At 68.9% G+C, this 12,103-nt stretch carries 12 protein-coding genes; 1 reads left to right on the forward strand and 11 read right to left on the reverse strand.

Features of this window, described 5'->3' with window-relative positions; all coding sequences use genetic code 11:
* From ABD151_RS03680 to ABD151_RS03730, 11 genes are all read right to left on the reverse strand, one after another.
* Positions 1-1,070, reverse strand: a 1,070-nt coding sequence (locus ABD151_RS03680; protein WP_343991450.1) for a carbon-nitrogen hydrolase family protein, incomplete at its 3' end; no start/stop codon positions are given.
* 77 nt (positions 1,071-1,147) lie between these two features.
* A complete protein-coding gene (locus ABD151_RS03685; RefSeq protein ID WP_343991452.1) occupies positions 1,148-2,140 on the reverse strand; it encodes an ABC transporter permease in 993 nt (330 codons plus the stop codon).
* On the reverse strand, positions 2,140-3,069 hold the full coding sequence (locus ABD151_RS03690; RefSeq protein WP_343991454.1) for an ABC transporter permease: 930 nt from the start codon (positions 3,067-3,069) through the stop codon (positions 2,140-2,142). Before ABD151_RS03690 ends, ABD151_RS03685 begins: the two co-directional genes overlap by 1 nt.
* 7 nt (positions 3,070-3,076) lie before the next feature.
* Positions 3,077-3,358, reverse strand: a complete 282-nt coding sequence (locus ABD151_RS03695; RefSeq protein WP_343991455.1) for a hypothetical protein — start codon at positions 3,356-3,358, stop codon at positions 3,077-3,079.
* A 9-nt stretch (positions 3,359-3,367) separates the two neighbouring features.
* Positions 3,368-4,438, reverse strand: a complete 1,071-nt coding sequence (locus ABD151_RS03700; protein ID WP_343991457.1) for an ABC transporter ATP-binding protein — start codon at positions 4,436-4,438, stop codon at positions 3,368-3,370.
* Entirely contained in the window at positions 4,435-5,493 is a 1,059-nt protein-coding gene (locus tag ABD151_RS03705) for an ABC transporter ATP-binding protein (RefSeq protein WP_343991459.1), read from the reverse strand. Before ABD151_RS03705 ends, ABD151_RS03700 begins: the two co-directional genes overlap by 4 nt.
* On the reverse strand, positions 5,490-6,572 hold the full coding sequence (locus ABD151_RS03710) for a class I SAM-dependent methyltransferase (RefSeq protein ID WP_343991461.1): 1,083 nt from the start codon (positions 6,570-6,572) through the stop codon (positions 5,490-5,492). Before ABD151_RS03710 ends, ABD151_RS03705 begins: the two co-directional genes overlap by 4 nt.
* A 32-nt stretch (positions 6,573-6,604) precedes the next feature.
* Positions 6,605-8,131 carry an ABC transporter substrate-binding protein gene (locus ABD151_RS03715; protein WP_343991463.1) on the reverse strand — a complete coding sequence of 509 codons (1,527 nt, stop codon included), beginning with the start codon at positions 8,129-8,131 and terminating at the stop codon, positions 6,605-6,607.
* Between the two features lie 37 nt (positions 8,132-8,168).
* Complete coding sequence (locus tag ABD151_RS03720; RefSeq protein WP_343991465.1) at positions 8,169-8,468, reverse strand: hypothetical protein; 300 nt, start codon at positions 8,466-8,468, stop codon at positions 8,169-8,171.
* A gap of 29 nt (positions 8,469-8,497) precedes the next feature.
* Positions 8,498-9,550: a class I SAM-dependent methyltransferase gene (locus ABD151_RS03725; RefSeq protein ID WP_343991467.1), complete on the reverse strand. Its 1,053-nt coding sequence runs from the start codon at positions 9,548-9,550 to the stop codon at positions 8,498-8,500.
* 65 nt (positions 9,551-9,615) lie between these two features.
* A complete protein-coding gene (locus ABD151_RS03730; protein ID WP_343991469.1) occupies positions 9,616-10,989 on the reverse strand; it encodes an FAD-dependent oxidoreductase in 1,374 nt (457 codons plus the stop codon).
* 307 nt (positions 10,990-11,296) lie between these two features.
* Between ABD151_RS03730 and ABD151_RS03735 the strand changes: the two genes are divergently transcribed.
* Positions 11,297-12,091 carry an IclR family transcriptional regulator gene (locus ABD151_RS03735; protein WP_343991471.1) on the forward strand — a complete coding sequence of 265 codons (795 nt, stop codon included), beginning with the start codon at positions 11,297-11,299 and terminating at the stop codon, positions 12,089-12,091.
* The last annotated feature ends 12 nt before the right edge of the window (positions 12,092-12,103 follow it).

Genomic DNA, 12,103 nt, shown 5'->3' on the forward strand with positions numbered 1-12,103 from the left:
TCGGCGGCCACCTCGCCCGGCGCGAAGCAGAAGAGCTCAGGCAGGACGCCGAACTTGGCGCCCTGGGCTGCGGCGTGCGCGATCTGACCGAGCGCCCGGGTGACGGTCCAATCCTGGTTGTGGAACCACGAGACCTGCAGCGTGACGACGTCGAGCGGCTTGGCAGGCATCTCCGGGTCGACGGGCCCGAGCAGGGGTGCGACCGGCAGGTCGGCATGCGGCGTCAGCAGGTCGCCGTAGAGGTCCGGCCGACGCCAGCCGAGCACATCGGCGAATCCGGGCACGTCGGTGTCGTCCGCGACGGCGACCTCGATGTCGGCCCACACCATGCCCTCGTGCTCCTCGCCGGCGCCGGCATAGATCTCGCCGCGCGGGTGCACGATCTGGGAGCCGCCCATCCAGGGCCACCCGTCCGCCGGGCCGCCCACGGTGTTGGACGAGATGTGCCAGACGTGGTTCTCCAGCGTGCGCAGCGGCACGTGCACGCGGACCTCGTCGGGACCGCGTGAGTTCAGCGAGTTGCAGAAGATCTGGGCGCCCTTGATGCCCAGCACGCGCGGCACGTCGGGAACGATGCCATCGGCACACATCAGCAGGCCGAGCCGGCCGAGCTCGGTGTCGACGACCTCGAGCTCCTTCTCGCCGGCCACGAAGAGGGTGTACTCGTAGTCCCAGAACACGGTCTTGTGGTGCACGTGCAGGATCTCGCCGTCCGAACCGATCAACACCGACGCGATGCGCACCGTCGGCTTGACCTCCTCGGCCAGGTCGACGCCCACCACAGCATGGATGCCCAACTCGGCGCAGGCCTCGCGGATCCGCGTCACGAACGCGCCGTCGAGACGCTCGGCGCCATCCCAGCACGCGTCGCGATCCGCGTAGTCCCGCACCCGGTTGCTGTTCTCGGGGAAGACCATCAGCTGAATGCCGAGCTCGGCTGCACGGCGCAGGTAGGCCACGACGAGCTCCGCATTGGCCGCCACGTCGGTGCCGGAGAAGAACTGGACGGTGCCGACCCGCACCGAGGTGTCGGTGGCGGCGGGGTGTGAGGCGAGGACCTCGGTCTGCATGGAGAACCTTTCAGGAGAAGACGTGCGGTGACCGTGCACCGCGGCCACCCGGGGGGAGGCGGCCGCGGCGAACGGGGTCAGACCAGCTCTGGATTACGCGGCTCGAGCGCCGAGCTGGGGTTGAAGGCGTCGCGCAGGGCGTCGCCGATCATGTTGAACGCCAAGACGATCAGGAGCAGGGCCGTGCCCGGCGCGACGACCGCCCACCAGGAGAGCCGCAACGCGACCTGGCCGTCGGAGAGCATCGAGCCCAGTGAGAAGTCAGGAGCCTGGACGCCCAGGCCAAGCAGGCTGAGTCCGGACTCGGCGAGGATCAGCACGCCGGCGCTGGTGGACCAGAGCACGACGACCGGAGCCAACACGCTCGGCGTGATGTGGCGGAGCATGATCCGCGGAGTGCTGGCACCCAGCGTGCGGGCCGCGGTCACGAAGTCGGACCGCTTGACCTGCGACACCGAGTTGGCGATGGTCCGGGCGTAGGTGGTCCATCCCCAGACGGAGAGGATCACCAGGACCGGGGTCAGCCCCGGGCCCAGCACAGCGGTGAGCGCGATGCCGACCGCCACGAAGGGCACGGCGAACTGGATGTCGGCCAAGCGCATGAGCAACTTGCCGAGCGTGCTCTCGTACCAGCCCGCAAGGATGCCGAGCAGCAGCCCGAGCATCGCCGAGAGCGTCGCGGCGACGATGCCGACGAACAGCGACAGGCGCAAGCCGTAGAGCACACGGCTGAGCACGTCGCGACCGAGCGAGTCGGTGCCGAGCAGGTAGCCGCCCTCGCCACCGAGCCACATCGGTGCGGTGTCGGTGTCTGAGAGTACCTGCTTCGTCGGATCTGCCGGGGAGATCCAGGGCGCCAGCACGGCGGCCAGCACCAGCAGCGCGAGCAGCAGGAAGCCGAACCGCCCGCCCGGGTTGTGCCAGGCCTTGCCGAGGATCTCGCGCATCCGCCCGGGGGTCTTCACCACGCGGGCCTGGTCGGAGGCAGGGCCCCACGGGTCGGGCTGGGTGGTCGTGGCGGGCATTCCTGCCGTGGCGCCGGTGGGCGCGGCGGGGTTCTCTGAGCTCATCAGGCCACCTTCGTCCGGAGTCGGGGGTCGAGCAGACGGACGATGGTGTCCATCACGATGTTCACGACGGTGATCAGCACGGCGATGACGAGCACGCACGCCTGCACGGTCGGGAAGTCACGCTGCTGCACCGCGCGCACCAGCAGCTGGCCGAGACCTGCGTAGTTGAGCAGCGACTCCAAGATCAGCAGGGAGCCGATCAGGAAGGAGAAGAGGATGCCCAGGTAGGCGATGAGTGGTGGGAGAGCCAGCGGCACGGCATGGCGGAACAGCACGGTGCGGGCGGGCAGACCCTTCGACTTGGCCATCGTCACCGGGCCCTGGCTCAGCGAGTCGATCAACTGTCCACGGGTCAGACGCGACAGGGTCGCGAAGCCTTGGATGGTGAGCACCGCGATCGGGATCACCAGGCTGATCGATCCGTCGCCGCCGGTCGCCGGCAGCCAGCCCAGTTGGATCGCGAAGACCAACACCAGCACCAGGGCGACCAGGAAGTACGGGATGCCGTCGAGGATGAAGGCCGCGCCCATCAGCAGCCGGCCGCGGGCGTCGGCCTGGTGCAGCGCGGCGTAGGTGCCGATCATGCCGGCGAGCAGAGCCGCGAGCAGCAGCGAGGGAATCACCAGCGTGAGGCTGGGACCGAGCCGCTCGGTCACCGACGCCCAGACGTTCTGGCCGCTGGCGAAAGACGTGCCGAAGTCGAGGGTGAAGGTGCTGACCAGGGTGTCCCAGTACTGCACGATCAGCGGTTGGTCCAGGCCCAGCCGGACTCGGGTCGCCTCGATCACCTCGGGTCCGGCCTCGGGCGGCGACAGCAGGACTGCCGGGTCGCCCGTGGCACGGGTGAGGAAGAACATCAGCGTGGTGACGCCGAGCAGCACCGTCAGCAGCAGGAGGAGCTTCCACATCAAGAAGCGCAGGAGGTTCATCGCCGGCTCACCCCTCGTCCACGACGGGCGCATCGACGCATCCGGCAAGGCGGGAGACGAACCGCTTGCGGTCCTCCTCCAGAGCCGCCGACGTCTGCGCGTCGAAGGCCAGCAGCTCGAGCTCGTCCTCGGTCACCAGCCGGCGCCGAGTCAGATGGGCCTCGAGCAGGTGCAGACGGTCACGGGTGACCCACAGCTCCGAGGAGACCTCCAGGAGCATCCGGTAGACGGTCTCCAGGTCGAGGTCGCCATCGAGGTAGCGAGGGCGGTCAAGGGCATGTCCGGGCATCAGGTTCTCCTAGACGGTGGGCGCCGAGATGGCGAGTGGAGCCGGCACCGTGGTCCGGACGTGGTCGGTCACGGCGAGCTCGAGCTCACCGGGGAAGTGGCAGGCGAACGCCCGAGGCTGCCCGGAGACCATGTCGGTGGTCTCGACCAGCTCGGGCCGGTCGCTGGCGCACTGCGGACGCGCGATCGGGCAACGCTGGTGGAATGCGCAGCCGCTAGGTGGATTCGAGGGCGAGGGCAGCTCGCCCTCCGGGATGATCCGGTCCTCGGGCTCCAGCTCCATCGAGGCCAGCGACGCCGTATAGGGGTGCTGCGGGCGGGTGAAGAGGTCCTCGCTGGCCCCCACCTCGACTATTCGGCCGAGGTACATGACGGCGATCCGGTGGCTGATGCGGCGCACCAGGGCGAGGTCGTGGGTGATGAACAGGTACGACAACCCACGCTCGGCCTGGATGTCCTCCAGCAGGTTCACGATCTGCGCCTGCACCGAGACGTCGAGCGAGGCGGTTGGCTCGTCGGCCACGATCAGCGACGGGTCGAGCATCAGCGCGCGGGCGATGCCGACACGCTGCCGCTGTCCGCCCGAGAGCTCGTGCGGGTAGCGCTGGGCGTAGTGCGAGCCCAGGCCGATCCGGTCGAGGATCTCGTCGACCTTCTGACGCCGCTCTGCGGGAGTGCCGATCTTGTGGATGTCCAGCGGCTCGCGCAGGATGTCGCCGAGTCGCATGTAGCCGTTGAGCGAGGTCGACGGGTTCTGGAACACCATCGCCGACCTGCGTCGCAGGATCCGGCGCAGCCTGCCGCCCTTGATCTGAGAGACGTCGTCGCCCTCGAAGGTGATCCGGCCCGAGGTCGGGTTGTACAGGCGCAGAGCCGTGCGGCCCACGGTGGTCTTGCCGGAGCCGGACTCCCCCACCAGGCCCAGGGTCTCGCCGCGGGCGATCCGCAACGAGACGCCGTTGACGGCGTGCACCTTGCTGCCGCCCTTGACGGTGAAGATCTGCACGACGTCGCTCAGCTCGAGCACGACGTCGTCAGGGCTCACCGGATCCTTGCCGGTGAACTGGTCGGGGGTGCTCACTGCTCCTCCTGTGTGTGGGTGGTCGTCGCTGCGTGCTCCGCCTGCACCCGGAAGCACGCCGTGCGGTGTCGCCGCGGCTCGTCGATCAGGAGCAGCTCCGGCCGGCCTGTGCGGCAGTCGACGATGGTGAACTGGCAGCGTGCGGCGAAGGAGCAGCCTTCGGGGAGGTCGTCGAGCGCCGGCGGCCGGCCCTCGATGGTCCGCATCCGCTGACCGGTGTTGTTGCGCGGCGCGGTCTGCAGCAGCGCCCAGGTGTAGGGGTGCTGGGGGTTCGACATCACCTGGTCGGTGGGCCCCTCCTCGACGACCCGGCCTGCGTACATCACGACCAGTCGGTCCGCGAGGCCCGAGATCACCTCGAGGTCATGGGTGGCGATCACGATGGTGAGGCCCATCTCGCGGTTGAGCTCGCGCAACAGGTCAAGGATCTGCGCCTGCGTCGAGACGTCGAGAGCGGTCGTGGGCTCGTCACAGAGCAGGAGCTTGGGCTTTGCCACCAATGCCATCGCGATCAGCACGCGCTGCAGCTGACCGCCCGACATCTCGTGCGGGTAGGACTTCATCCGCGACTCGGGGTCGGGGATCCGCACGCGGCGCATCGTCTCGATGGCCAGCTCCCGTGCCGCGCCCTTGGTCAGCTTGGGGTCGGCGACCCGTGCCGACTCCACCAGCTGCGCGCCGACGCTGTGCATGGGGTGCAGCGAGCTCCACGGGTCCTGCATGATGATCCGGGCCTCGCTGGCACGGAACCTGCGCAGGTCCTCGCGGGAGAGAGCCGCGACGTCGCGGTCGCCCGCCATGATCTGTCCGCCGACCTTCGCACCCCACGGGAGCAGCCGCATCAGCGACAACGCTGCCGTCGACTTCCCCGAGCCGGACTCCCCGGCCAAGGCGACCACGGATCCCTCCGGCACCTTGAAGGAGACACCGTGCAGGATCTGGAGGTCGCCTCCAGCGCGCGGCAGGGAGACGGTGACATCTTCGAGGTGAACCGCCGGAGGGCGGCTGTCGTCGACGTCGAGCAGGTGGCGGCCAGGGGCCGGTGTGGCGGTCATGAGGACACCTCGGGCTTGCGTGCGGTGGTCCCCATCGGGTGACCACCAGGAAGGAGTTCGTAGCGTTCGACGTCGACGAAGCCGGCGTCACGGGCGATCTCGGCGATGTCGGTGGTCGCGGCCAGGCGCCACCACGGCTCGTTGCCGTGCTCGGCATCCCAGTCGTCGTTCCAAGCGTCGTAGGCCGAACGTGTCGCATAGGCCCCGACGTCGCCGAAGTGGACGTGGCCGCCGGGTCGCAGCAGCCGGAACGCCTCAGCGAACACCTTGGCGATCGCATGCGGCGGCATCTCGTGAAGCAGGATGTAGGAGGTGACCAGGTCGGCCGACTCGTCGTCGAGGCCGGTGGCCTCCGCGGCGGCACGGCGGAACTCGATCGCAAGACCGGCGTCCTCGGCCCGGCGCTTGGCGTAGCTCAGCTCGGAGACGGAGAGGTCGAGCGCGGTGATGCGCGCCCTCGGGTACGCCTCGGCGAGCTTGAGCGTGTACTGCCCGGTGCCGCAACCGAGGTCGACGATCTGGTCGTAGTGGTCCTCCGGTGCGCGGTCCGCGAATGCGCGGCGCAGAGCGAAGATGTCGCCGCCGTTGCCGTAGATCTTGGTGAGCAGGTACTGGTACACCATCTCGTGGTGCACGAAGCCCATGTGGTCGTGCCCGTCCCAACCGCCCTCGGTGGTGTGGAACTCGTAGCCCCAGTAGCGCGGCAACTCTCCCCCGGTGTGGTCGGCCACCGGGGCCGACGGGGTCGCCAGCGGCTCGAGGCGATCACGCCTGCGGTCGAAGGCCTCCACGCCCCGAGGCGTGGAGATCTCCCGGCTCCAGCGCAGCGACGCCGCGTGGAACCGGTAGGCGGGATCCACGGTGACGACGGGGTCCACCGTCGCCCGCAGCGCCTCGATGTCGGTAGCGCTCTCGGGGAGCAGGCCGCTCTCCTCGATCCGGTGGCGCACACGGCCGCGCAGCGCCGCGCCCATGCCCATCCGCAGGCTCACGACGAACTCGAGTTCGGCGCGTCCTCGCTGATCGATCAGCTGGCCGGGCGTGCGAGTGTCGGCGGGCGAGAGCTGATGCGTGGTCATGGTGTTCCTTCCGGATCGAGGAGTCAGCCGCGTCAGTCGTTCTTGACCGCGTCGTCGAACAGCAGCATCAGGCCGGTGGAGAAGTCCAGGCCCTCGACGTCGGTCGTGGTGGCGTTGACGCTCGGGCGCCCGTAGGTCCACAGCACGTAGTCCTGGTCGGCCACGTACTCGCTTGCCTCCTGGATGGCCTCCATGCGCTTGGCCGGGTCCAGCTCAGTGCGCTGAGCCGTGTAGAGCTCGTCCCACTTCGGGTCCTTGACCATCGCGTTGGTGCCGCGGGCCAGCTGCGAGAACGGACGCTCGATGTCGAAGAAGCCCATGTCGGAGACACCCTTGTAGAAGATGTCGGAGTCACTGCCCTCACGCAGCTGCTCCAGCCAGACCGAGATCTCGAGGGCCTGGATGGTCGGCTTGAAGCCGACCTCGGAGAGCTGGGCACCGATGGCCTCGAGCAGCGGCTTGTAGAGCGAGGCGCCGGCGATGGTGATCTTGGCGCCCTCGGCACCGGCCTCGGCGAGCAGCGCCTTGGCCTTGGCCTGGTCGAACTCCGGACGGGTGATCTCCTCGGTGTAACCGTTGATGCCCTCGATGGCCAGCTGGCCGTCCTCGAGCAGACCAGCGCCGTAGGTCAGAGCCTCGACGAGCGCGTCGGCGTCGATGGCGTGGTTGGCCGCCTCGCGGACCTTCTCGTCGGCGAAGGCGCCCTTCGTCGAGTTGAAGGTGAGCATGTTCTGGTTGCCCGAGTAGCCGCTGCTGACCTCGAAGTCGGAGTTGCCCTCCAGCACCTTCAGCGCCGTGGGGACCATCTCGTGACCCACCTCGACCTGGCCCGACTCGAGAGCCGAGGCGAGCGAGTTGGGGTCGGAGAAGAAGCGCAGCTCGATGTTCTCGGTCTTGGCCTTCTCGCCCCAGAAGCCGTCGTATGCCTTCATGTTGGCGAACGTCGAAGAGTCGGTGTCGACCAGCGTGTACGGGCCGGTGCCGATCGGCGCCTCGGCGAAGCCCTCGGGACCGAGCTCGGTGTAGGTCGCCTCGGGGACGATCGAGATGTAGGCGATGCTGTTGAGCAGCAGGGGGTCCGGGGTCTTGGTGGTGATCCGGACGGTCTCCTCGTCGACCTTGGTGACCTTGTCGAGGTTGAGGATCAGGCTCGCAACCAGCGTGGTGTTCTCACGCGGGTAGTCGAAGGAGAAGACGACGTCATCGGCGGTCAGCTCGGTGCCGTCGTGGAACGTGACGCCCTGGCGCAGCTTGAAGTCCCAGGTGAGGTCGTCGGTCTGCTCCCACGACTCGGCCAGACGCGCCTCGGGCTCCTCGCCACCGACGATTCGCACCAGCGGGTCGAAGACGTTGTTCTGCACCGTCTTGTACTGCATCTGGAACGGGTCCACCTGCTGCAGCGAGATCGTGGATCCGACGACGAGGGTGTCGGCGGTGCCAGTGCCCTCCGAGTCCGAGCCCGGAGCACAGGCAGTCAGCGCGGAGGCGCCCAGAGCGAGCGTGATCGCCGCGGCGGCGAGGGGGAACCGGCGACGGGCCGGCGTGATGCGAAGCGACATGTTGGATCCTTGGTGATGGTTGGTGGTGCGCGGCTGATCAGCGGGCGGCGATGCCCATCTCTCTGTCCAGGCGCTGGTCGTTGGGCAGCACGGCACCGAGGATGCGGGCCGTGAACGCACTGCGCTCCGCGGCGATGCGCGTGGCAGTCTCCGGGTCGGGGTCGTAGGCGTCGATAGACGCTGAGGACACCACCCCTGCGTCGGTGAGTAGGGTCTCCAGGACCAGGTTGCGGTCCTTGAGGATCCAGACCTCGGAGGCCAGCTCGGTCAGCATCCGGGCAAGGTCGTCGAGTCGGTCGGACCCGAGGTAGCTGGGACGGGGGTCGCCGTTGGTCATGGCGGTCTCCTCTGTGGTGATGGGCGGCGTCAGCCGGCGGGCTTGGTCGCGCGGGTCACCCACGGGTAGACCCCGCCGCCCACGCCATAGGACTCGATGTCGGTGAATCCGGCCTCGGCGAGGACGGCTGGCAGGTCCATCGCCATCACCTCGCGCCAGTACGGCTCACCGCGGTTCTCTGTCTCCCAGTCCAGCACGACCGCGCGGAACGCGCTCTGGTGCTCGTACGGTGCGATCTCGCTGATCAACAGGTCGCCGCCGGGCTCGAGGAGACGGAACATCTCCGCGACGATCTCGCGGTTCACCTCTGCCGGAACCTCATGCATCAAGGTGTAGGAGGCGACCAGATCCGCGCTGCCCGGTTCGAGGCCGGTTTGCTCGGCGGGTGCCTGGACCCAGTCGATGGAGGCACCGCACTCGGAGCTGAGTGCGTGCGCGTGCCGGAGGGCCGAGCTGGAGAGCTCGACTGCGCTGATCCGCGACTCGGGCAGCCGGCGACGCAGGGCGAAGGTGAAGCGCCCGCTGCTGGCACCGAGCTCGACGACGTGGCGGTAGTCGGTGCGGCGGGTCTCGCCGGCGACCTGCGAGCGCTGGTCGTTGAGGTCCTCGCCGGCCTTCACCGCGCCGACGCCGCCGGGGGTCAGCACGTAGGCGAAGACCAACTCCGAGATGGCCGGGCCCATCAGGTCGTGCCCGTCCCAGCCGCCGGGGGCCAGGTGGAAGCCACCCTCCCAGTAGGCGGGAGGGGTGAGGTCCTCGGCGAGGTTGAGGGTGCCGCTGGGCTGCTCGACGACAAGCCACTTCTCGACCTGCTCGCGGATCTGCTCGATCGCGGGCAGCGCGCGGACGTAGATCTCCTCTGCCACCCAGCGGGTGAAGAACCGGTCGAACTCCCAGGACGCATTGCCGTCGAGCACCGAGTAGACCGACTCTCGCCGGTCGTCGAGCTCGGCGGGCGGCTCGGGCACGGCACGCTCATAGGTGGCGGCCGCCGTCGCCTGCAAGGTGCGCCCGGTGGCGTGCTGGACGGCACCGAGGAACTGCAGGGCGGCCCGATGCCGCTGCGGAAGGGCGGTGTCCATGTCTCTCCTGTCGTAGGTGGGGCGGCTGCCGACCGAGCACCGCTCGGCGACGGCCGCACCAGGGGTCAGGTGGTGCGGGTGCGGGCGACGACGTCGTACAGCGCCAGGTAGGCGAGCCCGAGCGCCGGAAGCAGGCCGTTGCCGGCGAGGTAGCCGCCGGCTCCGTGACCGGAGATGCCGTTGGCGGCACCGCCGGAGGCGTAGAGGCCGGTGATCGGGCTGCCGTCCTCACGGAGTACGCGGGCAGCGCCGTCGACGACGAGACCGCCCTGGCTGTGGAAGAGCGCCGGCACGATCCGGATCGCGGCGAACGGAGCCTCGATGCGGTGGTCGAAGGAGGTGCGCCCGAACCGGTCGGCAGCCTCCACGCCCTGCGCCGGCAGGGCCTCGATCTCGCCTCCGAGCGCGTCGGCGGGAAGCCGGGTCTTGGTGGCGAGCTCGCCGATCGAGTCGGCCCAGACGACCGCACCGGCCTCGACGCAGTGCACGTAGTCGGTGAAGGCCAGGCAGCGCTGGTGGATCTCCTGGTCGATGAGGATCCATCCCTCGCCCTCGGGCTGGCCGGCGAGGAGGGGCGCGAACTCCGAGTATCCGGAGGTCTCGTCGCCGAACCGCTCACCGGAGGTGTTCACCACGACCCCGCCGTGCATCACAGTGGCCCAGCCGACCAGGGTGCTGGCGTGGCGCGAGAGCGCGGCGTGACCTTGGTAGGCGTCCAAGTAGGCGGCGGCCGCACCCAGCTCGGTGCCGATCCGCAGAGCGTCGCCGCGCGACGTCTCGGAGCCGTGGTAGTGGGCTGACGCGATCTCGGGCAGGTGCTGTGCGACGAGCTCGGCATCGCCCGCGTAGCCGTTGGTGGCCAGCAGGACGGAGCCAGTCGGGATCTCTTCGGTGGTGCCGTCCGGACTGGCCACGATCACACCGCGCACCGCGCCTTCGTCGTCGACGAGGACGTCGACGAGTCGCGCCGGCACCAGGAGGTCGATCAACTCCTCCGCCTCGACGGCGCGGACCAACAGGTCGAGCAGCACCGAACCGTGCCGACCCTCGAGCGTGTGGCAACGCAGAGCGCTGTGACCGGGGTACTGGAAGTCGGTGACCAGCGACAACGGGAATCCCAGGTCGTCGGCCATCCACTCCAGCATCGGGGCACTGGTCCTGGCCAAGGCCGCAGCGAGGGCGAGGTCGCCCTCTCCCTTGGTCTTGGCACGCACGTCGCCGACGAAGCGCTCGACGGAGTCCTCGACACCCGCAACCTGCTGCCAGCGTGAGCCGACGCCGGGGATCATCGCGGTGGAGATCGCGGTGTTGTTGCCCTTGCGGAAGTGCTCACTGGCCTCGACGACGAGCACCTGCCGGCCCTGCCTGGCGGCACGCAGGGCCGCCACCAGACCGCCTCCGGCACCCGCAACCACGAGGTCGGGTCCGTCGAGTGTCATCTCCACTCCTTCGCATTCTTGCCATGTTCCCCTTAGAGGAACGATTCTTTACCCCTCGTTCCTCTCGCAGGAACACCGTTCGCCAGGGCGTGATCCGATTCTCACCGCCTGCAACCGGCCAGGTCAACACTGTCACGTGAAATTTTTGTAAACCAGGCCACGCCAAGTGGGAACTGGCTGAAACGAACGAATGATGCTTGTTTCGCTCAGGGAAACGAGAGAGACTGCTCCGTACTCAAGCAATTCCTGATGTACTTGCACCGCACACGCCAGCCGCCACCACACTCCCCGCACCGAAGGAGAGTTCATGAGCACCTCCCCCGGCACCACCACCTCCGCCTCACGCGCAGCAGACGTCCTGCTGCTCTTCAGCGACGAGTCGGATCGCTTGGGCATCTCCGAGATCGCCCGCCGGCTCGACCTCTCCAAGGCCGTGGTGCACCGGATCGTGGTGAGCTTCGTGGAGAAGCGACTCCTGATGGCCGAGCGCGATCGCACGTACCGGTTGGGCCCGGCGATGGCGGCCCTGGGCGCACGTGCGCTGCGCGGCTCGACGCTGCGTGCGGTCGCGGTGCCCTACCTCGACGGGTTGCGCGACGCCACCGGTGAGACCGCGACGCTTTCGTCGCTGATCAACGACCGACGGGTCTACCTCGCCCAGGCCGAAGGGCTGAGCGAGATCAAGATGACCGTCGAGATCGGCCGTCGCTATCCGTTGCACGTGGGCAGCTCCGGCCGCTGCATCCTGGCCTTCCAGCCCGACGACGTGATCACCGAACTGCTCGACGACGTCGGTGTCACCGGTCCCGACGCCGAGGCGGTGCGTCAGCAACTGGCGCAGGCCCGGGCCAGCGGGTGGACGGCGTCGCTTGGCGAGCGTCAGCAGGGCGCCGGATCAGTGGCCGCTCCGGTCTTCAACCTCGACGGACGGGCGATAGGCGCCGTCTCGGTCTGCGGGCCCATTCATCGGATGACGCCGGAGGCGAATGCCCGCCATGCCACCGCCGTCTCCCAGGTGGCGCAGAAGGTCTCCCGCGGGCTGGGCTGGCACGGCGGCCTTCCGGATCCCGCAACCGTGGTGATCACGCGCCCGGTGGCCTGACCCCCAGACGGC

This window comes from Nocardioides dubius (genome assembly GCF_039528155.1).
Taxonomy (GTDB): Bacteria; Actinomycetota; Actinomycetes; order Propionibacteriales; family Nocardioidaceae; genus Nocardioides; species Nocardioides dubius.